We start from the raw sequence: 22,885 nt of genomic DNA, 5'->3' as shown, positions 1-22,885 counted from the left end.
ATCCGTGGGCCGCCGCCACGCGCCATCCATGGCGCGGGGCGGCTAACCCGGCGTCCTGCCGGGTTACCCACGGATTCAAGCCTGCGTTCGGCCAGCGTGGTTAACGGGGCGCCTAAGATCAAGATCAAAAGCCAGAGCCAGAGCCAGAGCCAAAGCCAAAGCCAGAGCTTCGGGGTTTGTCAGGTCCACTCGTTGTGTAGATACCTATCCCGATAGCGGAATGTCAGCCAGCTCATCTGGTACTGACCCACTGCTATCGGGGGCAAGCTGATGAGCAGATTCAAAGCGTTCAGAGGGTATCGAACGCGCTAAAGCAAAATTCAGGCATCAAAGCAGCTTTGAATTTCCAACTCGAAAAAGCGTCTGATAGAGCAACCGATATTTTGATTGAACAAAACATCAGAAATATCACTGTTAAGGTAGCACCTTGATGACCAAGTATAAGTTGGAGTTTCGACATAGGCCTGACTGCGCAGAGCCTATACGAGAAAAGCACAGCAGGTTCTTGACGCAGCTAGCGGGCTTAGGCGCTCCGTGGAGCCTAAGCGATACGATTGAACTACCCGATATTGAAGATGAACTTGTTGTTTCGGTTTCGTTGGACAAATTACTACCTTCGGGAGTGAAAGGCAGAATTTCCTATGCGCTAAGAAATCAACACTATCTGGAAGATGATGCACAGTTTGATGACACCCTATTCATTGAATTTGCTGGCGCAAAGGTTGATTGTCCAGACTTGATAACGCGAGTGTTCCCACAGTACATCAAAGCGTTTGGAGCCTATCGAGCCGCCCTGCATGACTGGAGTGTCACGCGAAGTGACTGGCCTATGGTCGTGGCGGCTTGTGAGGCGACAAAAAAAGACGTTAACGGAAGAGATGGGGTTTTTCGTATAAATGCAGCTAATTATTTTGATCGGGAACTATGCTCTCGTGCTTTTGGGAAAAGCCCGAAGCAAATCGTTGATTGTCTGAGCAATCATGTCGAAAGTGTTTCAGAATTCGATGATGGCGTATTAATTGTTGTCCGCTATAACCCAATGTCTGCCAATGAGCTAACAGAGGCGAGCAACCGATTGAAAGCGATTTTGAGTTAGGATCGAAGGCCAAATAATCAAAACGCCACAATGGGTTTGAGGTATCTAAAATGCCGCAATGGGCATCGCTGCACAACTCAAGGACCGGGGACATCGTCAGCGTACGAGAACCGTGTGTGCTCGCTTTGGAAGACGGCGTTTATAAAATTTCAGACGATCAATACATCCTGGCGGATGCTTTTCTCGATGAGGGAAATGAAAAACACCGGTTGGTATCCGTCTACTGGGCCAGCAGTGAACCCGGCTTTCGAAGAGCGTATTCCATGGACATTGAAAACGATGACCTGGCGGTACGCCCGCCACCGTCCGAATTGCTGCCGGTGGGGGCCGATGGGACCTATGGTCAGATAAAAAACGCGCTAGCGGCGGGCTCGTATATGGAATGCGCTTCCTACCGCGTGATGACTGACGGCGCATTTATCCACAAGAGTTTGGAAAACGCGTCTGCCTCTTATTATTTTCGCTCGCCTGAAATCCTCAGCGACGAGCTGCCTTTCGCAATCGTGTGGAAGTGTCGATGATCGCTCCCTAACTGCGACCCAGTTCACAAAGCGCCGCCCCCTGCGCACTTCGTTTGAACATTCCGTTTATTCCAATGTCATTACCCCGCCCACCCCATAACCGGTCGGGCTGCATGGACTGCAGCGTTTGCAAATGACATTAAGGATTGATGTGAACCTTCCCCCCTTATTCCCCTGCCTGCCACCGCCCCTTGCGGTGCGTCTTCGTGCGCCTGGGTTTTATGCGGGCGCCCTGGGGGAATGCACGCGGATCAATTGATCCCTTCACTCGGTACACCGACTGCCGCCGGGCCTTTTGGCGGCAGTGAGCCGTAGTTCATGGAGTTAGAAATGAAGCGCAAGACGTTCCAGAAAACCTTGTTGGCCATCATGGTCGGCGCAATCAGCACACAGGTGCTGGCCGTTGAGTTCGACCTGGGGCAGGGCAAGAATATTTGGGCCAGTGAGACCTTCAGTGAGCCCGTGACCATCACCGGGCAGCTGTCCCAAGTGGTCGACCCCAGCACCACCCTGCCAGCGGGCCTGGGCTTTACCGATACCCACATCCAGGGTTCGCTGATCAACCGCGCCGACATTACGCTGGACTCGCAAGGCAAGACGATCCGCGCGATGGCCATCGACCCGATGTACTGGACCGGCCCGAGCAACCTGCCCCCCAGCACCATCACGGGGGATGTGATTCAGGCCGGCAATATCCTGATGAGTCATGGCGGCTATGAAGGGCTGGAGATCGGCGACGCGACCATTGGCGGCAGTGTGATCAACTCGGGCACGATCCGCTCGACGGCGCCGCTGCCGAATGCGCCGACGCTGGGTTTCGTGGGCGGTGGCGAAGGTATTTACCTGCACGGCACCACCATTGGCGGCGACGTTTCCAACACCGGCGTGATCAACATGGACGGCCGTGGCGCCACGGGTTTGATCCTTGATATCGACGGCGCCACCCCGACTACCATCGGCGGCAAGATCCTCAACTCCGGCTCGATCATTGCCACCGGTGAGGATGCCCTGGGCATTGAAGTGGAAACCGCGACCAGCGCGCTGCGCATCGAAAACAGCGGGCTGGTATCGGCCGACGGTACAGAAGCTCGCGGTGTGCTGTTTTATAACGGCACCATCGATTACATCCTCAACACCGGCACGCTTGAAGCCAAGGGCACCGATGCCAGCGCCTTCGAGTTCCAGGGCGCCACTTTCGCCACCAACAGTGCGAGCGGCGCCCGTGGCATCGTCAACCGTGGCACCATCACGGCCGACGGCACCGCGATCCTGGTTAACGCCGCTGAGCAAACCTCACCGTTTGAAATCAACCAGCAAGCTGGTGAAATCCGCAGCAACTCGGGGGTTGCCGTGGACGCCGCCAACCTGGCGACGCTGAACTGGACCGGCGGCGCCATCGTCGGCGACTTGCTTGACCTGAGCGCGGTCAACGTCGCAGGCCAGGCGAACTTCACCGGCTCGCGCATCATTGCGCCGGTCTCGGTCAACTCCGGCTCCTTGAATCTTGCTGCACAAGGCACCGCCATCACCGGCGACCTCAACGTCGCCAATGGCGCCGGCATCGACATGCACCTGTCCGACAGCGTGGTGCCGACCACGGCGTACCTGACGGTCAACGGCAACGCCACCTTCGCCAATGCCTCGAAGCTGACCGTGAGCGCCAACCCCGGCGACTTCGCCAGCACCAACGACGGCACGCAATACACCCTGCTGCAAGCCACCAGCGTGCAAGACAACGGCCTGTCGGTGAACAGCGCTTCGGCATTGCTCGACGTGCTCAGCTATTCGGCCGATGCGCAGACGGTCAAGGCCGTGGTGGCGGTCAAGGCCGACGGGCAAGTCCAGGAAGAACTCGCCGGTGTGGGCGCCAGCGCCGCTTCGGCCACGGCGGTCAATACCTTCAAGAATGGCGTGCTCAGCCGCCTCGGCAGCGACGACCAGGTCTTCCAGGCCCTGGCCAGCGCCGGCACGGCCGCGCAACTGGCGCAGATCAGCGACCAGCTCAAGCCGGACGTCAACCGTGGCGCGCTGGACGTGGCCCTGTCCGGGCAAACCGTGGTCAACGGCGCTATCTTCAATCGCCTCACCGAACAGCGTGCAAGCCAACAGCGCGGCGGCGTCTGGGTGCAGGGCCTGAGCAGCAACATGGACCAGGACGGACGCGGCGGCGCCAACGGTTACTCGGCCAACAGCAGCGGCATGGCGGTGGGTGTGGACAGTCGGGTCAACGACACCACTACCCTGGGTGTGGCCTACAGCTACCTCAATTCCAACATCCATTCGGACCTGGGCAACAAGACCGACGTCGAAGGCCATGCGCTGTCGCTGTACGGTAACTGGTCGCTGCAAGACTGGTTTGTCGATGGCAGCCTCAGCTACGGTCATAACGACAACGAGAGCAAGCGCCACATCGCCGGCACCACGGCCAAGGGCAGCTACGACAGCAATGTGTTGTCCGCCAGCGTGATCGGCGGCTATAGCTTCAAGCCGTCGCAAGCGGTAGTGATCGAACCACGCGTTGCCGCGCGTTATGCCAACGTGCGCATGGACGGCTACGACGAGAAGGGTTCGTCGGCCGCGCTGAGCACCCGTTCGCAGCGTTATGAAGTGGGCGAGTTGGGCGCCGGTGTGCGCCTGGCGGGCAACCTGCCGATGGGCGCGGGCAGCTTGCAGCCGGAAGCGACATTGATGGCGTATCACGACCTGATGGGTGATCGTGTCGCGCAAACCTCCAACTATGTGTTGGGTGGTTCGGCGTTTACCGTCACCGGTGCGTCGGTGGCGCGTGACAGCTATGAAGCCAGCGTGGGTGTGAATTACCAGGTGGCGGACTTTACCGTCGGCGCCAGCTACACGCGCCAGGCGCGCAGTGGGTTTGATGCCGCTGGCTACGGTGTATTTTTTGGAGAGGGTTTATGAGTCGATACCCGATCAACGCTGAAGACTTCGCGCAAAATTTTGTGGATACCAATTTTCCTTAAGGATCATCAATGAAACCCGCAAAGCTCTCCCTGCAAGCCTTCCTGATGTCCTGCCTGGTGGCGGGCTGGGGCTTGGTCTATGTGGGCCGGATCAAATGGGCGATCTGGGTCGCCGCGATTTTGTACGGCGGCGTAGTGTTGCTCGGTGTCTGCGGCCTGATCGCGTCGCCTATCGGGCTGTACGTGTTTGCTGCCTTCGCGATTACGGTCAAGCTCAGTTCGGCGATTGTGTCGGCGGTGTTGGCGCGTCGTTACGACGGCCCGCCGGACGTGCCGCGCAAACGCTTCCACGCACTGTATGTGGGCGTGTTGATGGTGATCACCTTCGTGCTGCTGGAAGTGCTGCGGGGGCCGTTGCTGGGCTTCAAGAACTACTACATTCCGTCGGGCTCGATGGCGCCGACGCTGTCGATCGGCGACTACATCGTTTCCGATCTCAAGGCCGGTGCGCCGAAGGTCGGCGACATCGTGGTGTACCGCTGGAACGGCACCGAGGCGGTCAAACGTGTGGCCGGCGTGGGCGGCGACACCTTGGCCATCGTCAATGGCGAGCTGATCCACAACGGTGAAAACCTCGGCCTGTTCCACGCGCCGGCTGACCGCGTGAACGGCGCAGCGTCCATGGAGCTCGCGCCGCTTAAAGTCGAGCCGGGTCACGTCTACCTGCTGGGTGACAACCGCAACAACAGCAACGACAGCCGCTTCATGGGCCAGGTTGCCGTTGAGGATGTGGTCGGCAAGATCACCGGGATCTGGTTCTCCGAAGAACGGTCGCGCATCGGGACGACGTTCCCATGAACAGGACGCTCACCAGGCGCGTGTAACGGGTCAAGCAACTGGCGGATGGCGGTTTCAGGATTCAGACCGATGCCCAGGGCTCGGCCTACCGTGCGACCGGGGAGTCGGAGCGGCAGTTGGTGCTTAATACGGTGATTGGGCATCACATGGAAGAGGTCGCCGAGAACCAGGCGTACAACGTGTGCCGGGCTCAATAAATGGGTTGGCTGGGCCACCGCTTTCGCGAGCAAGCCCGCTCCCACAGTTGACTGCATTCCAATGTGGGAGCGGGCTTGCTCGCGAAAGCAGGCGGACCTGCCAACGACAATCTCGAGTTACAGCAACTTGCGCTGCACCGCCTCATCCAGCGTACTGCGCGTCAACGCTTCCACGACTTCCCGTGTATCGGTCTGGAACGGAATGCCGACGATCAGCACCAGTTGCATCCAGGTGCGCACGGACTCGCTTTTTTTGACCCGGCCCAGCTCCTTGCCATCCTTGTCCTTGAACACCGTTTCCAGGGTGAAGGTGTTCTTCGACGTGGTCGGGATGATGAAGAACGTCACGCCGGTGATGATTGCCGAGGCCACGCTGAACTGTTCGTTGTTGTAGAGGGTGGCATCGGCATAGATATCCGAATCGACCTTGTCGGTGCTCACCCGCGAGAAGCGGTTGGACTGGCGAAACGCGTCCGCCACGGCCTTTTCCCACAGTGCTGCCGGTGCGCCGCCCGCTGCGGTGCCCGGGCCGTTGTTGACTTGGATCAGCGCGGTGGTGCGCACGTAGGCCGCAGGCTTCTGCGCCGGCACGTTGGCCGTCGGCGGCCAGGTTTGCACGGGCGGCAGTTCGTGTTGCGAGTACGACACGCAGCCGGTCAACAAGACCGCCGCAAGTACCAGGCTGTGTTTGATCAATCCTTTCATGACTTACTCCTTGGGTAGCTTGGCGGTGGCGCTGTCGAGCAGTTGCGACACCAGTTCATTCAATTGTTTGGCACCCATGGTCGGTGCCCAGTATTCACGGCCGTACAGGCCGACGTTGCGCTCGAACTTGACCTCTTGCTTGGCACTCGCCAGCTCCTTGCCCTCGCGGTCGACGATCGTCAGGTCACCGGCCACGTCGAAGGTGTCGACGAAGATCGGCCCGTTGACCCAGATCCAGATGGTCAGCGTCAGCAAGGCACCGGGCACATAGGCCGGATGCACGCCACGGTGGCCCTTGAGGGAGGTCATGTTGAATTTCAGCGACACATCGTTTTCCCCCAGGCGCGTGGGGTATTCGGTGACTTGCTTGAAGTAGCCGGCCGTGCGCACGTATTGATTGAGCTGCACGGTCAGGGAGCGGCTGATGGCGGTCTTGTTGGCATCGTTGACGTCGGCGGCAGTCACCGCGACATCGGCGATTTGTGCACTGCGTGGGCTGCTGACAGCGGCAGGGTGGAGCGGGGCGCCGATAGGGCCGGTGACGGTGTAGGACACGCAGCCGGTCATCGACAGCGCCGCGATCAGGGCCGTGGCCCGGAAGAGAACTTTAAACACGCAATATCCCTATAAATAAACACACTGAAGTCAGTGTCTCGACCGCAGGGTACACAACTTGAGGAATGTGCGTCGGCGCACGCAACTGACCAAATACACTTGAGAACCCCTCTTAACTCCGTAAAATGCCGCGATTGTTTAAAGCTCGATACTGTTCAGGGATGAATTCATACATGCGTGTGTTTGCCGTATTCCTCGCCGCCGTCCTCATGGCGGGCTGTGCCTCCAAGCCGGATTACTACATCTCCCCGGCACCCGTGACGATTCCCAAGACTGCCACCTACTGGCTCGACAACTTCGACGTTGAAGTCGTGGGCAAGAACGAGCGCTTTTTGCCGGACGACAAAGTTCGCCAGCAGTTGGGCGTCGATCTCGTCGATCGCCTGCTCAAGGCCAAACGTTATGCCACCAGCAAAGCCAGCGCCGACTATTTGCTGGATGTAAGCGTGGTGTACACGCGACGTATCCAGGACACCCAGGGCGGTGTGATGAGTTCGATCGTCCAGGACAACACGATCCTCGCCAGCGTCGACTTCAACTACCAGGTCAAGGTCAAGAAAGCCGATGCCGAAGTGCTGCATTTTGCCCAGGCACGCGAGGGGCTGATGCCGCGGGGTTACCAGGGCGACTGGCAGAACCTGAAAACCATGGCCGGCGCGCTGACCAATAAAGGCAACTCCAGCGTCGAACCGTTTTATACCGGGTTGTTGAGTCGCTTCATTGTCGATGACTTGCGCAACATCCCGTCCCGCTAGTTTTACCTGTTGCAACGGCTGAATTCTCACTCTAGGAGCACCACGTGAAAACACTGTCCAAAATCCTGCTGTCGGGCCTCACCGCCGCAGCGCTGCTCGGCGTGGCCGGTTGCGCCACCGAGAGCAACCGCGCCCTGCCGGTGGAAAAAGTCGCCAGCGCCGGTGTGGTCTATAACGGCGTGCGTGTACCGATCGCCGTGGGCAAATTCGACAACCGCTCCAGCTACATGCGCGGCATCTTCTCCGACGGCGTTGACCGCCTCGGCGGCCAGGCCAAGACCATCCTGATCACCCACCTGCAGCAGACCAACCGCTTCAGCGTGCTGGACCGCGACAACATGGGCGAAATCTCCCAGGAAGCCGCGATCAAAGGCACCGTGCAGAAGCTCAAGGGCGCTGATTACGTGGTCACCGGTGACGTTACCGAGTTCGGTCGCAAAGAAACCGGCGACCGCCAGCTGTTCGGCATCCTCGGCCGTGGCAAGACCCAGGTGGCCTACGCCAAAGTTGCGTTGAACATCGTCAACATCAGCACTTCCGAAGTGGTGTATTCCACCCAGGGCGCCGGTGAATACGCGCTGTCCAACCGTGAAGTGGTCGGCTTCGGCGGCACCGCCAGCTACGACTCCACCCTCAATGGCAAGGTCCTCGACCTGGCCATGCGCGAAGCCATCAACCGCCTGGTGGACGGCATCAACGCCGGCGCCTGGAACCCGCGCAACTGATCAGCAACACCTCAAGGAGCAGTACACGGATGAGCAAGGCAGTGAAGTTGGCGCTGATGCTGACAGCAAGCGCAGTAGTCGCCGGGTGCCACACGGCGCCCCAGCCCCTGTATCAATGGGAAAGCTACCAGCCGCAGGTTTACGAGTACTTCAAGGGCGAGCCCAAGGAAGCGCAGGTCGAGGCGCTGGAACGGGATCTGCAAAAGATCAACGCCAGTGGCCGTAAAGCCCCGCCGGGTTACCACGCGCACCTGGGCATGCTGTACCTGAGCATGGGCAAGGACGACCAGATGGTGCAGGAATTCCGCACCGAGAAGGCATTGTTCCCCGAGTCCGCCTCGTACATGGACTTTCTGCTGAAAAACGCCAAGACCGGAGTCGCCACTAAATGAGCCTGTTGAAACTCACCGGCGCCTTGCTGGCCCTGGCTTTTCTCGGCGGTTGCGCCGCGCCCAAGACCGTGGATTACACGGCGTACAAACAGGCACGGCCCAAGTCGATCCTGGTTCTGCCGCCGCTCAATGAGTCGCCGGAAGTGCAGGCGTCCTACAGCCTGGTGTCGCAAGTCACCTATCCGTTGGCCGAAGCCGGCTACTACGTGTTGCCGATTGCCTTGGTGGACGAAACCTTCCGCCAGAACGGCCTGACCACCGCCAACGATATCCAGGCGGTGCCAGCGACCAAACTGCATGACATCTTCGGCGCGGACGCGGCGCTGTACATCACCGTCACCGAGTACGGCACCAAGTACATGCTGATCTCCAGCGATACGGCGGTGACGGCCTCGGCCAAACTGGTCGACCTGCGCACCGGCACCACCCTGTGGACCGGCTCGGCGCGGGCCTCCAGCGAGGAAGGCAACAATAACGGCGGCGGGCTGGTGGGCATGCTGATCACTGCGGCGGTCAAGCAGGTGATCAACAGCTCCACCGACGCGGCGCATCCGATTGCCGGCATCACCAGTGCGCGCCTGCTGTCGCCGGGGCAGCGCACGGGGATCCTGTACGGTCCGCGTAACCCGAAATACGGTACCGACTAAGTCTTAGGCGCCGCAGGACAAGGCCCTTCCCGGTACTGATCGGGGAGGGCCTTTGTCTTTGTGGGTGGCGCTTGCGGTGTTTTCAGCCGCGTCGACGGTTCAGGCGATAACGGCTGTTGGCAACGGTTTGAACGATATCGTCGGGTTTGACCTGCCCGTGCGTCTTGATCAGCAGGTCGGCGCGGCCGTTGCCGTTCAGGTCGATGGAGACACTGCCTTTGCCGGTGGTTTCGTCATACGTCAGCAGCGTTTCGCCCGCCTTGCCGCTGAAGGCTTGAACGAAACTCAGTGACGGTGCGCGGGCTTTTTGCAGAGCGCCGGACACATCGATCTTGTCGGTGCCGCTGGTGAAGTCCAGAAGCGTGTCGGGTTGCTCGGGGGTGGAGTCAAGGGCGTCGTTGTAGACGAATGTATCCGCGCCGCCGCCGCCGCGCTTCTGGTCCGCGCCCGCGCCGCCCGTGAGCCGGTTGTCGGCGTCATTACCGATCAACACGTCGTGGCCTGAGCCGCCGATGGCGTTTTCGATGGTGCAACCCCTCGCGATGGATAGGTTGCCCTTGAGCCCGCCAACATCTGAAAACGCACCGGCCTTGAGGTTGATGAGCTGGTTGGCGCGATAGCCGGAAACGTCCACGGTGTCATTGCCGTCGCCGTCCCAGATGCAGGCGATAAGTCGGTCTCGCGCAGAATTGAGGCTGTAGTAATCGCGCTGGGTATTGGAGTTGAAACCGTAGGTATTGTCCTCTTTGCGTGTCTGATGATTGACGCCGTATTTTTTCTGGATCGCGGCAATGTCATCCATCATCGGTGCAAGGGGTTTGGCGCCGAGTTGTTTGCCACTGCTTTGATCGCCGAAGTAACTCATGACGGTGTGGGCGGTGGAGTCCTGTGCATAAGCGCGTTGGCTTTCCGAGGCGCTGCCGTCGTAGTTGCCGGGGTGCTTCAAGCCAAGGGCATGCCCGATCTCATGAGTCATCACCACGCGTGTTGCCATGCGTGGGCTGTAGAGGGTTGCGCCACCACCTCCACGCCCGGGTGTTGGGTAAGTACCCTGGGCGGTGCTCACGCTATTTGAAATACCAAAGGTCACGCGACCTTCGGCGGTACTGCCGTTTTCGGTGAATTTCAGGTTGGCGATATCACTATAGGAAGTTAAAGAACGTCGTGCTTCCTGTTTCTGCGCTTCGTTAAATCCGCCATTGTTAAATGAAAAACCTATCTCAGTCTGGTTGTTCTGGTTGGTGTCGCGCCAAGTGGACACGCCGCGCGTGAGCTGCTCGATAATCTGTTGTTTGTCGTAGGAGCGCTTATTCACTTTGGCGATGTAAGGATCGTCCGGACGTTGGGTCATGTCCTTGCCATCCCAGGTCTGGGGGCTGGGTCTGTCGGGGCTTGGAGGAAGTGGGCGGCGCTCGGGACGGGGCGGCGTGTGGTCGGGTTGGGGCGCCGGGGGAAGGGTTGGGCGCATGAAAGGTCGTAGCCACGGATGAGTGGTAAATGGTTGGATGAAGGGGCGGAAGATCATTGGAATATTGAACGGGCGCAAGAAACGTTGTGGGCGCTGAGGGGCGCTGTAGGGCGCGAAAAAGGTAGGCACGCGAGAATGTATTTTCATTGTTATTCCGGTAAACGCTGCTTATTTTTCCTTAGTAAAGTCTGTAGGCAAAATCCTTTTGCGGCGCAACAAGTTCGCATTGCGCAAACCGGTTTCCAATCGTCCAACTGTTACCTGATGGTGGTTTAAGAAGCGCTGTCGCATGCTGTTGCGGCTATCAGGGGTATGGTTTTTTTTGTGCGTGGGCTGGCGTAGGGCGAGTTCCAACTTTGTTTGTCTCGTTGTTTCTCGAAAAACCAGCCGATGGACAAAAAAAGAACCACACACGGCATTACAAGACCGCGTCATCTGCCGTAGCGGTTTAAGAAAAAAACTCGGTGTTTAACCCGAGCACCGATCCTGTCGCGTCTGAAGGAGTGAACGCTTCATTCACGCCCGAGGTTCAGCCGCCATGTCTCGTCTTTTCTTGCCGCTCCTGCGCCCTGTCGCACAAGGCGTTGCCATCACCACCTGCATGGCAATGGCAGGCTGTGGCGTGCCCACGTCCCAAGACACTGCCACACCCCGCGAATCCGCGACGGTCATGCCCAGCGTTGTGCAGGCGCGCGTCGAAGGTGCTCTGGTCAAGCGCATGGCTTCTGCACCCATGGCAGCCCCGTTGATGATGAGTGACGAGCGGGTGAGTCAATATCGCAGCGAGCCTGGGGAGCAATATGAGCGCCTGCCGGACAACCCGGTGCAGCGAGTTGCCGAAACGCCCGTCTCGACCTTTAGCGTGGATGTGGACACTGGTAGCTATGCCAACGTGCGGCGCTTCCTCAACCAAGGTAGCTTGCCGCCCGAGGGGGCTGTGCGACTGGAGGAAATGGTCAACTACTTCCCCTACCACTACGCGCTGCCCACCGATGGCTCGCCCTTTGGCGTGACCACCGAAGTCGCCCCTACACCGTGGAACCCGCACACCCAGCTGTTGCGCATCGGCATCCGCGCATCCGACCGCGCCGTGGCAGACCTGGCGCCGGCCAACCTGGTGTTTTTGGTGGACGTGTCCGGCTCCATGGACCGCCGCGAAGGCCTGCCGCTGGTGAAAAGCACCCTGAAACTGTTGGTGGATCAGTTGCGTGAGCAGGACCGTGTGTCACTGGTGGTCTACGCCGGCGAGTCACGCGTGGTGCTGCAACCCACCTCCGGTCGCGAAAAGGCCAAGATCCGTAACGCCATCGATCAACTGACGGCTGGCGGCTCGACCGCTGGCGCATCGGGTATCGAACTGGCCTACCAGATGGCTCGCGAAGGGTTTATCGACAAGGGCATCAACCGCATCCTGCTGGCCACCGACGGTGACTTCAATGTGGGCATCAGCGATTTTGACAGCCTCAAACAGATGGCTGCCCAGCAGCGTAAAAGTGGTGTGTCCCTGACGACCTTGGGTTTTGGTGTGGATAACTACAACGAACACCTGATGGAACAACTGGCCGATGCCGGCGACGGCAATTACGCCTACATCGACAACCTGCGCGAGGCCCGCAAGGTGCTGGTGGACCAGCTCAGCTCGACCTTGGCGGTGGTGGCACGGGATGTGAAATTGCAGGTGGAATTCAACCCGGCACGCGTCAGTGAATATCGTTTGCTCGGCTATGAAAACCGCGCCTTGAAGCGTGAGGATTTCAGTAACGATAAGGTTGATGCTGGCGAGATTGGTGCAGGGCATACGGTAACGGCGCTGTATGAAATCGTACCGACGGGCCAGAAAGGCTGGTTGGAACCGTTGCGCTACACCGCCGAGCCCAAGGTGCAAAACAAAGCCGATGAACTGGCAATGTTGCGTGTGCGCTACAAGCCTGCTGCAGGTGGTGCTAGCCAGTTGATTGAGCGGCCTGTCCACAACGAATCCACCCAGGCCAGCGACGACCTGCGTTTCTCGGCGGCCGTGGCAGCCTTCGCCCAACAGCTCAAGGGCGATGGCCGCTACACTGGCAGCATGAGTTTGCAGGACACTGCTGCACTGGCCCGCGCGGCCCGCGGCGATGACCCGTTCGGGCTGCGAAATGAGTTTGTGCAACTGGTTGAGTTGGCGCAGAGCCTCAAACATTGATCCATCGAAAGGAGTTCGCCATCGACATGGCCGTTCCAGATGAACTGCCCAGCGACGAATCGCTGCTGGCCCGCTACCGAACCGGTGACGGTGCCGCGTTCGAAGCCTTGTACGCGCGGCACCGCCAAGGCCTCTACCGCTTCCTCGTGTCCCTGAGCAACAAAGCCGAACTGGCTGAGGAAATCTACCAGGAGACCTGGCTCAGCCTGATCCGTAGTACCACCCAGCCACAGGGTCGGGCGAGTTTTCGTACTTGGTTGTTTCAGATTGCCCGCAACCGCCTGATCGACCACTGGCGCAAGCACGGCATCCACAACCCACTGCACGACAGCTACGACGAGCAGCTGCATGCCCAGGCCGACGACAGCGCCGGCCCCGAGCAGCAACTGAGCCTCAGCCGCGACCAGGCGCGGCTCGACGCTGCGCTGCAAGACCTGCCCGAAGACCAGCGCGAAGTCTTCCTGCTGCGCCTGCACGGCGACCTCGAAGTGCCGCAAATCGCCGCGCTCACCCAGGCCCCGCTGGAAACCGTAAAAAGCCGCCTGCGCTACGCCCAGCAGAAACTGCGCCGCCTGCTGGCCGAGGAGATACCCGCATGACCGACTCCCGACACACTTCAGATACCGACGACGTGCTGCTCCAGCACTACCGTCAACACAGCACGGGCGAGCCCCCTGCGTCCCTCGACGCCTTCATCCTCGCCACCGCCCGTCGCGAAGCCCCGGCGCCGCAACCAAGCTTGTGGCAACGCTGGCTGCAAGCCTGCCAACGACCGCGCTGGCAAATGGCATTCGCCACCGTCGCCGGTTTGGCGCTGATGGTTGGCGTGGTCACGCGCTCGCCTGTGCCGCAGCCGGAGATCACCAGCGCGACCTTCTCCGCCTTCCACGAAGAAGCTGCCAGCCCGCCACCGCCGATGATGTCCGCCCCAGCGCCGGTGGCCCGAATGGCCGCTGCGCCCAAGGCCGAGAGTGCACAGGTCATGGGGTCGATGGCAGATGAGTCCACCGCCAAACTCAGCAAACGTGCGCCGGTGGCGTTGCCTTCGTTGGAGGAGGGGTTGCGGGAGATTGTGAGATTGCGGGCGGCGGGGGAGAGTAAAGCGGCGGATGAACAGCTGCTTGAGTTGCATGAGCGTTTTGCCGGTGAAGATTTACCGGAGCTGTTGGAGCAGATGCGCAAACAGTAAGCAGGCGAGCTGTCAGTTGACGAGAGATCACCAGCCCCTATAATTCTTCACAACATGGCCCCTGTCGGTTGATGCGCTTTGGCGCTGAGACTGCTCAGGGGTTTTTTATTGCCTGTGGTTTTTCATCTACCAATCGCGTACCTGCCAGTCGCGATCGACGCCCAATCCTTCCAGGTTCAAGTCAAGGTGGTGCAGGTTTGGGAAGTCATGTTCCAGCAATGTTTTTAACCGCTTTCCCCAGCTCGACGCTGGATTTATGGCGCGCATGAGGTGCTGGGTCAGACACAACAACATAAATGGCCGAGCCCGCCGATGCGCATCATCGTGAAACGCCGACAATGAAGGCACCTGTTCTATAGGCGGTAGTTTGGGCTGATCGATGATGTTGCGATTCCACAGGCGACTGTGATGGGCGCATACGTTTCGCAGGTAATTCAGACTGCGCAACCAGCTGGCGAAGATCCTGCCATTGCTGATGCCATACGATCTGGAGATTGTGTCTTGGTCGTCCTCGATCATGCCTGAGTACAGGGTTGATAGGGTGCCAAAGTCCCACACCTCACAGGCCACCCAAACAGCGAGTGGTAAGCCATATTTTTCCTTGTTGTGGCGGATGAAGTCTTCGTTTGAACGGTTTATCAATGCAGCGTGTTTACCGATCCATGCATGATATTTGGTAAGTCCCGTCTTGCCATCCAACTGAGTGGAAAAACTGCCATGGAACAGTTCGGGTCTCAGGTAAGCAAATTTGTCGTGTTCCCCCAGGGTGTGGGAGATGTCTACTCGCAGCGCTATTTCTATGCGTTCTAGTGCATCCAAAGTCAGCAGACGAAGCTTCTTATCGAAGACATACAGGTCAACCGCATTCTGGAAAGTGGTACCCGGCTTAAAGGTATCCAGGGGGATACGCGTAGGTTTCGTTTTGGCGCGAGGCTTGTTTTTAGACTGAAGGAGAGGACAGCAAAGCTCTGTGCGCTCACGGAAGGCGAACCAGTAGCCACTGAGGCGGTAGTAGCCGATGCGCTCCAGATACTCGAGGGCTTTAGGCCGATCCGTAACAGACATTCCGCGTGCTATGACCAGATCGAGTTGTTCTTGATAGCTCTGCCAAGGTTTTGGATAACCCTGCGTCATCGATATGCGCTCCTCGCGACCACGTGGCCGTCTTTTTGTTTTTTTGTTCCGTTCGGCGGCGAGGAATGTACCGCGTTTGGGATAGCTCTCTTCTAAGTCGGAAGCATTCAGAGACAAAGATGCGTTGGTGCCAAAATCCGACATGCAAAAAAAAGCCCCAGGCCTTTCGACCTGGGGCTTTTTCATCTGGATCTGGTGCACCCGGCGGGATTCGAACCCACGACCCCTGCCTTCGGAGGGCAGTACTCTATCCAGCTGAGCTACGGATGCTTGTGCGGGCGACATCATACCCATGTCGCCCTTGGGCGTCCATGCTGGTTTTTGGCCGCTGAACCGTAGGAAATCGGCGCGCTGGCGCCCTAAGTCGGGCGCCGCCGGTCGAGGCGGGTGAACCCGGGCCAATCACGCTGATCCGAAAGATTCGGCAAATGCGCCGTTTTCGTTCTTTTTTTCGAACAGACTATTGCCCTGTACCCCCATTGATCCTAGGATTCGTTTGAGATTTCAAACGCTCTGTCTCCCGCGTGCGCTTCACTTATTCCGCGCGCTGGGGCTGATTTCCCTGACGGCAGCCCACAAGGCGCCTTTCAACAACTCTAATTCGCTCCGCGTGCGCGCGGTGCTGTTAAGGAAAGCCGACATGCAGCTTAAAGATGCCCAGTTGTTCCGCCAGCAAGCCTTTATCGATGGTGCTTGGGTCGATGCGGACAATGGCCAGACCATCAAGGTCAACAACCCTGCCACGGGCGAGATTCTCGGCACCGTGCCAAAGATGGGCGCCGCGGAAACCCGCCGCGCCATCGAAGCCGCTGACAACGCCTTGCCGGCCTGGCGTGCGCTGACCGCCAAGGAGCGCGCGAACAAGCTGCGCCGTTGGTTCGAGCTGCTGATCGAAAACCAGGACGACCTCGCGCGCCTGATGACCCTCGAACAAGGCAAGCCGCTGGCCGAAGCCAAGGGCGAAATCGTCTACGCCGCATCCTTCATCGAGTGGTTCGCCGAAGAAGCCAAGCGCATCTACGGCGACGTGATTCCTGGCCACCAGCCCGACAAGCGCCTGATCGTGATCAAGCAGCCAATCGGCGTGACCGCTGCCATCACCCCGTGGAACTTCCCGGCCGCGATGATCACCCGTAAAGCCGGCCCGGCCCTGGCCGCCGGTTGCACCATGGTCATCAAGCCCGCTTCGCAAACCCCGTTCTCGGCCCTGGCCCTGGTTGAACTGGCGCACCGTGCCGGTATCCCGAAAGGCGTGCTGAGCGTGGTCACCGGTAGCGCTGGCGATATCGGCGGCGAGCTGACCGGCAACCCGATCGTGCGTAAATTGTCCTTCACCGGTTCGACTGAAATCGGTCGCCAGCTGATGGCCGAATGCGCCAAGGACATCAAGAAAGTCTCCCTGGAGCTGGGCGGCAACGCGCCGTTCATCGTGTTCGACGACGCCGACCTGGATAAGGCCGTCGAAGGCGCGATCATCTCCAAGTACCGTAACAACGGCCAGACCTGCGTCTGCGCCAACCGCCTGTACATCCAGGATTCGGTGTACGACGCCTTCGCCGAAAAACTCAAAGTGGCCGTGGCCAAGTTGAAGATCGGCAATGGTCTGGAAGACGGCACCACCACAGGTCCCTTGATCGACGAAAAAGCCGTGGCCAAGGTCCAGGAACACATCGCCGATGCCTTGAGCAAAGGCGCGACGTTGCTGGCGGGCGGCAAGGTCATGGAAGGCAACTTCTTCGAGCCGACCATCCTCACCAACGTGCCGAAAAATGCCGCTGTGGCGAAGGAAGAAACCTTCGGCCCGCTGGCGCCGCTGTTCCGTTTCAAAGACGAAGCCGAAGTGATCGCGATGTCCAACGACACCGAGTTCGGCCTGGCCTCCTACTTCTATGCCCGCGACCTGGGCCGTGTGTTCCGTGTGGCCGAAGCCCTGGAATACGGCATGGTCGGCGTCAACACTGGGTTGATCTCCAACGAAGTGGCGCCGTTCGGCGGTATCAAGGCTTCGGGCCTGGGCCGTGAAGGCTCCAAGTACGGGATCGAGGATTACCTGGAAATCAAATACCTCTGCCTGGGCATCTAAGCCCTGTAAGAGATTGCAGTGAACGCAGAGGGCACGAGAGCGCTGACCCTTTGCGTGTTTCAAGACGTTATTCGTAGTGGCCGGGAACGCTGTGGCAGTCGATCATCGCATGCTGCCGCAGTTGCCTCCCCGCCACGTATTCCTTGGACCACGCCACCCGATGAGTGGCGAATGAGGACTTTATGAGCAAGACCAACGCATCCCTGATGAAACGCCGCGAAGCCGCTGTCCCGCGCGGTGTTGGCCAGATCCACCCGATCTTCGCCGAATCCGCGAAGAACGCTACAGTGACCGACGTTGAAGGTCGCGAGTTCATCGACTTCGCCGGCGGTATCGCCGTGCTGAACACCGGCCACGTGCATCCGAAAATCATCGCCGCCGTGACCGAGCAGCTGAACAAGCTGACCCACACCTGCTTCCAGGTACTGGCCTACGAGCCTTACGTCGAAGTATGCGAGAAAGTGAACGCCAAGGTGCCAGGCGATTTCGCCAAGAAAACCCTGCTGGTCACCACCGGTTCCGAAGCGGTGGAAAACGCCGTGAAGATTGCCCGTGCCGCCACTGGCCGCGCTGGCGTGATCGCCTTCACCGGCGCCTACCACGGCCGCACCATGATGACCCTGGGTCTCACCGGTAAAGTCGTGCCGTACTCGGCCGGCATGGGCTTGATGCCAGGCGGTGTGTTCCGCGCGCTGTACCCGAACGAGCTGCACGGTGTGAGCGACGACGACTCCATCGCCAGCATCGAACGCATCTTCAAGAACGATGCCGAGCCGCGTGATATCGCTGCCATCATCATCGAGCCGGTGCAGGGCGAAGGCGGTTTCTATGTCGCGCCTAAATCCTTCATGAAGCGCCTGCGCGAACTGTGCGACAAGCACGGCATCCTGCTGATCGCCGACGAAGTGCAAACCGGCGCCGGCCGTACCGGTACCTTCTTCGCCATGGAACAGATGGGCGTCGCTGCCGACCTGACCACCTTCGCCAAATCTATCGCCGGTGGCTTCCCGCTGGCCGGTGTGTGCGGCAAGGCTGAATACATGGACGCCATCGCTCCAGGCGGCCTGGGCGGCACCTACGCCGGTAGCCCGATCGCTTGCGCGGCTGCGTTGGCGGTGATGGAAGTGTTTGAAGAAGAGCACCTGCTGGACCGTTGCAAGTCCGTCGGCGAGCGCCTGGTGACTGGCCTGAAAGCCATCCAGGCCAAGTACCCGGTAATCGGTGACGTGCGTGCCTTGGGCGCGATGATCGCGGTCGAGCTGTTCGACGGCGGCGACACCCACAAGCCAAACGCTGCGGCCGTGGCTGCCGTGGTGGCCAAGGCGCGTGACAAGGGCTTGATCCTGCTGAGCTGCGGCACCTACGGCAACGTGTTGCGCGTGCTGGTGCCGCTGACCGCGCCGGACGAGCAGTTGGACAAAGGCCTGGCGATCATCGAAGAGTGCTTCTCCGAGCTGTAAGCGCAAGCTGACCTGTTCGACAGAAAAAACCCGCTTCGGCGGGTTTTTTTGTGCCCGATACAGCACATTCAGCCCAGGTTCATTGTACGTACCCGCCTCCATTGACTAAGGTGCAAGCATTGCCGATGGAGCGTGCTGGATGACTGCTGTTGATTTACCCGCTGTACCCCGCGTGTTGATTGCCGAAGCGGACCCTTGGTCGCGGGACCTGCTCAAGCAAGTGTTGTTGAACGTGCGCTGTGACGCACGGCTGGATGTGTGTGCCGACGGTCAGCAAGCGGCTACCTTGCTGCGGGAAAAAGCCTACGACCTGATCCTGGCCGATTGGGAGTTGCCGGGCATCGATGGCCTGAGCCTGCTGCGCAGCGTGCGCCTGCAGCGCCGCTCGCCCGCGCTGCCGTTCATTCTGCTGAGCAGTCGCAATGACAGCGCCAGTGTGCGTGAAGCCCTGCCCCTGGCGCCCACGGCGTACCTGACCAAACCCCTGAACATGGAAAGCCTGACCCAGCGCCTGCAAGACCTGCTGCTCAATGAAGGCGAAACGGTGTACTGCGAAATCCCGCCGCTAGCCCCAGGCATCACCTTGCCGGTGTTCCTGGAGCGCCGTCGCGAGGCCTCTGACGGCGCACCGTTGCGCGTGGATGTGAAAGACGCGGTACAAAAAAGCCTTGGCCCCGAGGGCCTGGACCTCAAGCGCCTGGAAGACCAGGTGCGCATGGACCCGCAAATCACCGCCGTGCTGATTGCCGCCGCCAACAGCGCCGGCCATCACGGCACGCCGGTGCAAACCCTGCCAGCGGCGCTGCACAAGCTTGCCGCCGGGCAAAGCATGAACCTGATCCTCGGCCTGTCCCTCAAGCACAACGTGGTGCTGGGGGATGCAGCGCTGGTGGCCTATGCCGAGCGTCACTGGCAGTTGTCCCAGGACACCGCCGACTATGCGCGACGCCTGGCCCGCATGCTGGAGTTGGATCACGAGCGCTGTTACAGCGCCGGTATCCTGCATCGGCTCGGCGACCTGGCCTTGTTGCGTTGCCTGGAAGACTGGCGCCAAGGCGGTGGTGAATTGGATGACGAAGCGATTGGCGAGGCGCTCTACACCTTCGGTGCCGCCTATGGCTCAGCGTTGCGTGCGCGTTGGCGCTTGCCCCATGAGCTGCGCCAGTTGATCGCGGCGATCTACTCGCTGGAGGGCGGGGTGTATGCGCGGGATGCGCTGGTGGTAAACCTGGCGGCGCAGATGGCGCGGTTGACTGAGCATGAAGGCTTGGAGGCGCTGGCCAATGGCAAGACTGCGCGATTGCTCAAGGTGGGCTTGTCGGAGCTGACTCGGGTGCGCAAGGCCTAGAGAACAGTGAGATCCAAATGTGGGAGATTGCTGTGGCGAGGGAGCTTGCTCCCGCTGGAGTGCGAAGCGCTCCCAAGATTTTGGGGCCGCTGCGCGCCCCAGCGGGAGCAAGCTCCCTCGCCACAGCAATCTCCCACATTGAATCTTTGTTGTGGCCGATGAAAGTGCCTGGCTCTAACTTGCAACCACGCGGTTCTTACCCAGCCGCTTGGCCTCATACATCGCCGCATCCGCGCGGGCGAACAGGCTGTCCAATGTCGAGTCCTCTTCGCTGAGGCTGGCCAAACCCTGGCTCACCGTCACCGTAAACGCCAAGCCTTCATAGCTGAAACTCAACGCCTGGATCTCCTTGCCCAGCCGCTCAGCCACCTGCAACGCCATCTCCGGCGCACAACCGGGCAGGACGGCGGCGAATTCTTCGCCGCCAATGCGCCCGAACAGGTCGCCACGGCGCAATACCCCGCGACCGCTCTCGGCGATACGCCGCAACACCTGGTCGCCCTCCAGGTGGCCGTAGGTGTCGTTGACGTCCTTGAAGTCATCGATGTCCAGCAACAGGAACGCCAACGGCGCGCCTTGGGCGCAGGCGCTGTCGAATGCCTGGTTGGCGCATTCGAAGAAATGCCGGCGGTTGCTGCTCTGGGTCAGCACGTCGGTGGTGGCGAGGCGATGCAGCTCCAGTTCCAGCTGCTTTTTCTCGGTGATGTCTTCGGCCATGCCGACCACGATCACCGGCTCGCCAGGTTCGACCTGTTGGTTGATGTAGCACTTGTCACTGAGCCAGCGGATCTGCCCGTCAGCGGTGATGATGCGGTACTCGCGGTCTTCCACGGAGCCCCGTTCCAGCACGCGGGCGAGGCTGTGTTCGGCGTAGTCGAGGTCTTCGGGGTGAATGCTGTTGCGCCATTCGCGGTGGTCGGCCAGCAGCGCGCCGGCCGAACGCCCAAATACCCGCTCGTAGGCCGGGCTCACGTAGAGCACGCGACGCGTTTGCCAATCGATGGCCCACAGCACGGCGTTCACGCTGACCAATAGTGAACTGAGCAATTGTTCGCGCTCGCTCAGCCGCTCGACTTCGCCCTGGGCGTGCATCAGCGCCAGCAGGGTCGCCGCCGCTGCGGGGCGCGGGTGCTCAGCGCTGGGAGGATCGGGCAGGTAGGGCTTTTCGTGAACCATCGGCACAACTCTCTCTGGGCGCGCCGCAGGATGGAACAGCGGTCACAACAAGGGGCCACCATGATGGCGAAGTGTTCATTGAGAGAGGCGAATTGCAGTGAAGTTCCGTCATCGGGCGCGATTGACGGTGTCCGAGAAATGGCGCCAAAAAGCCGGTGGGTGGGAGGGCAAGCCCTCCCACCGTAGGCTCAGACCGCTGCAGGACGCAGGGAATAGGTCTTCAATTGGTGGGCAAAGTCGCGCAGGGACTGGATGCCGCTGGCCTCGGCCTCATGCACCCATTCCTTGATGGCGGCGAGCATGTCGTGGCCATTGGTGCTGGTCTTGAGCCAGATCTGTTGCAGTGCCAGGCGCTTCTCGTAGATCACTTTCAGTGCCTGGCTGTGTTCCAGCATGCCCTGGATGCGCAGGTGATGACGCTCATCCAGCAGGCTGGTCTCCCGCGACAGCAGGCGCTTGGCGCGATGGAACTGGTGGCGCACCGAGTGATCGACCTTCTCCAGCTCTTGCTTGACCAGCGGGCCGATCACCAGCTTGCGGTACTGGGCCATGATCTGGAAGCGGTTGTTGAGGATCGCCATCGCGGTGTCCATGTCCAGGTGGCCCTTGCCCTCGACGCGGTGGGCAATCGGCGCCACGCGCTGCACCTTGGCCAGGCGCAGCCAACTGAACACCTTGATCCAGGCCCAGCCCAGGTCGAACTCCCACTTCTTCACCGACAGCTTGGCGGAGTTGGGGTAGGTGTGATGGTTGTTGTGCAGCTCTTCGCCACCGACGATGATGCCCCACGGCACCAGGTTGGTCGCCGCGTCACGGCATTCGAAGTTGCGATAGCCCACGGCATGGCCCAGGCCGTTGATCACGCCGGCGGCCCAGAACGGGATCCACATCATCTGGATCGCCCAGATGGTGATGCCGATGGTACCGAACAGCAGCAGGTCGATCACGCCCATGATCGCCACGCCCAGCAGCGGGTAGGGCGTGTAGATCTTGCGCTCGATCCAGTCGTCCGGGCAGTTTTTGCCGTAGATGCGCAAGGTCTCGGGGTTTTCCGCTTCGGCGCGGTACAGTTCGGCACCTTTGCGCAACACGGTGGACAGGCCTTTGATCACCGGGCTGTGCGGGTCATCGACGGTTTCGCATTTGGCGTGGTGCTTGCGGTGGATGGCAGTCCACTCGCGGGTGTTCTGCGCCGTGGTCAGCCACAGCCAGAAGCGGAAGAAGTGTTTCAGGCCGGCATTGAGTTCCAGGGAACGATGGGCTGAATAGCGGTGCAGATAGACGGTGACCCCAACGATGGTCACGTGGGTCATCAACAGAGTGACTGCCACCAGTTGCCAGGCTGACAGGTCAAGAAAACCGTTGTACCACATAGGCTGTATGGCCCTCAGATAAAGAAAAAAACAGCTCACG

Annotated in this window: 20 protein-coding genes and 1 tRNA gene; 14 read left to right on the top strand and 7 right to left on the bottom strand. The window is 60.0% G+C overall.

Annotated features, from left to right (window positions below; genetic code table 11):
- Positions 1-430 precede the first annotated feature (430 nt).
- The 4 genes from ACZRMO_RS26915 to lepB all read left to right on the top strand — a co-directional run bounded on the left by ACZRMO_RS26915 (position 431) and on the right by lepB (position 5,396).
- Positions 431-1,096, top strand: coding sequence for a hypothetical protein (locus ACZRMO_RS26915; protein ID WP_463974862.1), 666 nt, complete (start codon positions 431-433; stop codon positions 1,094-1,096).
- 116 nt (positions 1,097-1,212) lie between these two features.
- The gene (locus ACZRMO_RS26910; protein ID WP_463974861.1) at positions 1,213-1,617 is read left to right on the top strand and encodes a hypothetical protein; all 405 of its coding nucleotides are present in this window, start codon (positions 1,213-1,215) and stop codon (positions 1,615-1,617) included.
- Positions 1,618-1,947: 330 nt separating this feature from the next.
- A complete protein-coding gene (locus ACZRMO_RS26905) occupies positions 1,948-4,536 on the top strand; it encodes an autotransporter family protein (protein WP_463974860.1) in 2,589 nt (862 codons plus the stop codon).
- Between the two features lie 71 nt (positions 4,537-4,607).
- On the top strand, positions 4,608-5,396 hold the full coding sequence (gene lepB / locus ACZRMO_RS26900) for a signal peptidase I (RefSeq protein ID WP_463974859.1): 789 nt from the start codon (positions 4,608-4,610) through the stop codon (positions 5,394-5,396).
- A 314-nt stretch (positions 5,397-5,710) separates the two neighbouring features.
- Here lepB and ACZRMO_RS26895 read toward each other — a convergent pair whose 3' ends face one another.
- Together ACZRMO_RS26895 and ACZRMO_RS26890 are read right to left on the bottom strand one after the other, a co-directional pair.
- The gene (locus ACZRMO_RS26895) at positions 5,711-6,298 is read right to left on the bottom strand and encodes a hypothetical protein (RefSeq protein WP_463974858.1); all 588 of its coding nucleotides are present in this window, start codon (positions 6,296-6,298) and stop codon (positions 5,711-5,713) included.
- 3 nt (positions 6,299-6,301) lie between these two features.
- Positions 6,302-6,913 (bottom strand): hypothetical protein, encoded by a 612-nt coding sequence (locus ACZRMO_RS26890; RefSeq protein ID WP_463974857.1) that lies wholly within the window; start codon positions 6,911-6,913, stop codon positions 6,302-6,304.
- Positions 6,914-7,086: 173 nt separating this feature from the next.
- Here ACZRMO_RS26890 and ACZRMO_RS26885 point away from each other — a divergent pair, with 173 nt between their 5' ends.
- Genes ACZRMO_RS26885 through ACZRMO_RS26870 form a run of 4 tightly spaced genes read left to right on the top strand, consistent with a single transcriptional unit; the run spans position 7,087 to position 9,432 of the window.
- Positions 7,087-7,668 carry a hypothetical protein gene (locus tag ACZRMO_RS26885; RefSeq protein WP_463974856.1) on the top strand — a complete coding sequence of 194 codons (582 nt, stop codon included), beginning with the start codon at positions 7,087-7,089 and terminating at the stop codon, positions 7,666-7,668.
- A 44-nt stretch (positions 7,669-7,712) separates the two neighbouring features.
- On the top strand, positions 7,713-8,393 hold the full coding sequence (locus ACZRMO_RS26880; RefSeq protein WP_463974855.1) for a CsgG/HfaB family protein: 681 nt from the start codon (positions 7,713-7,715) through the stop codon (positions 8,391-8,393).
- Positions 8,394-8,422: 29 nt separating this feature from the next.
- Entirely contained in the window at positions 8,423-8,785 is a 363-nt protein-coding gene (locus ACZRMO_RS26875; RefSeq protein ID WP_017739195.1) for a DUF4810 domain-containing protein, read from the top strand.
- Positions 8,782-9,432 (top strand): DUF799 domain-containing protein, encoded by a 651-nt coding sequence (locus ACZRMO_RS26870; RefSeq protein WP_463974854.1) that lies wholly within the window; start codon positions 8,782-8,784, stop codon positions 9,430-9,432. The genes ACZRMO_RS26875 and ACZRMO_RS26870 overlap by 4 nt, the downstream gene beginning before the upstream one ends.
- 82 nt (positions 9,433-9,514) lie before the next feature.
- Here the strand turns inward: ACZRMO_RS26870 and ACZRMO_RS26865 are convergent, their stop codons facing one another.
- Positions 9,515-10,783 (bottom strand): M10 family metallopeptidase C-terminal domain-containing protein, encoded by a 1,269-nt coding sequence (locus tag ACZRMO_RS26865; protein ID WP_463974853.1) that lies wholly within the window; start codon positions 10,781-10,783, stop codon positions 9,515-9,517.
- Positions 10,784-11,438: 655 nt separating this feature from the next.
- Here ACZRMO_RS26865 and ACZRMO_RS26860 point away from each other — a divergent pair.
- Genes ACZRMO_RS26860 through ACZRMO_RS26850 form a run of 3 tightly spaced genes read left to right on the top strand, consistent with a single transcriptional unit; the run spans position 11,439 to position 14,271 of the window.
- Complete coding sequence (locus ACZRMO_RS26860; protein ID WP_463974852.1) at positions 11,439-13,082, top strand: vWA domain-containing protein; 1,644 nt, start codon at positions 11,439-11,441, stop codon at positions 13,080-13,082.
- Between the two features lie 26 nt (positions 13,083-13,108).
- Positions 13,109-13,681, top strand: a complete 573-nt coding sequence (locus ACZRMO_RS26855) for an RNA polymerase sigma factor (RefSeq protein ID WP_463974851.1) — start codon at positions 13,109-13,111, stop codon at positions 13,679-13,681.
- Positions 13,678-14,271: a hypothetical protein gene (locus tag ACZRMO_RS26850; RefSeq protein WP_463974850.1), complete on the top strand. Its 594-nt coding sequence runs from the start codon at positions 13,678-13,680 to the stop codon at positions 14,269-14,271. Before ACZRMO_RS26855 ends, ACZRMO_RS26850 begins: the two co-directional genes overlap by 4 nt.
- A gap of 126 nt (positions 14,272-14,397) precedes the next feature.
- Here the strand turns inward: ACZRMO_RS26850 and ACZRMO_RS26845 are convergent, their stop codons facing one another.
- A complete protein-coding gene (locus tag ACZRMO_RS26845) occupies positions 14,398-15,591 on the bottom strand; it encodes an Abi family protein (protein WP_463974849.1) in 1,194 nt (397 codons plus the stop codon).
- Between the two features lie 7 nt (positions 15,592-15,598).
- Positions 15,599-15,675 (bottom strand) — tRNA-Arg (locus ACZRMO_RS26840).
- Positions 15,676-16,045: 370 nt separating this feature from the next.
- Here ACZRMO_RS26840 and gabD point away from each other — a divergent pair.
- From gabD to ACZRMO_RS26825, 3 genes are all read left to right on the top strand, one after another.
- Positions 16,046-17,488 carry an NADP-dependent succinate-semialdehyde dehydrogenase gene (gene gabD / locus ACZRMO_RS26835; RefSeq protein ID WP_017734500.1) on the top strand — a complete coding sequence of 481 codons (1,443 nt, stop codon included), beginning with the start codon at positions 16,046-16,048 and terminating at the stop codon, positions 17,486-17,488.
- Between the two features lie 182 nt (positions 17,489-17,670).
- Positions 17,671-18,948 carry a 4-aminobutyrate--2-oxoglutarate transaminase gene (gabT, locus tag ACZRMO_RS26830; RefSeq protein ID WP_463974848.1) on the top strand — a complete coding sequence of 426 codons (1,278 nt, stop codon included), beginning with the start codon at positions 17,671-17,673 and terminating at the stop codon, positions 18,946-18,948.
- Between the two features lie 139 nt (positions 18,949-19,087).
- A complete protein-coding gene (locus ACZRMO_RS26825) occupies positions 19,088-20,296 on the top strand; it encodes an HDOD domain-containing protein (protein WP_463974847.1) in 1,209 nt (402 codons plus the stop codon).
- Between the two features lie 174 nt (positions 20,297-20,470).
- On the opposite strand, the gene ACZRMO_RS26820 is transcribed toward ACZRMO_RS26825, so the two are convergent.
- Together ACZRMO_RS26820 and desA are read right to left on the bottom strand one after the other, a co-directional pair.
- Positions 20,471-21,472: a sensor domain-containing diguanylate cyclase gene (locus tag ACZRMO_RS26820; RefSeq protein ID WP_463974846.1), complete on the bottom strand. Its 1,002-nt coding sequence runs from the start codon at positions 21,470-21,472 to the stop codon at positions 20,471-20,473.
- A 188-nt stretch (positions 21,473-21,660) separates the two neighbouring features.
- Positions 21,661-22,845 (bottom strand): delta-9 fatty acid desaturase DesA, encoded by a 1,185-nt coding sequence (desA, locus tag ACZRMO_RS26815; RefSeq protein ID WP_017735284.1) that lies wholly within the window; start codon positions 22,843-22,845, stop codon positions 21,661-21,663.
- Positions 22,846-22,885 lie beyond the last annotated feature (40 nt).

This window comes from Pseudomonas sp. B611, from assembly GCF_055407965.1.
This window is presented reverse-complemented; position numbering and strand designations above follow the sequence as displayed.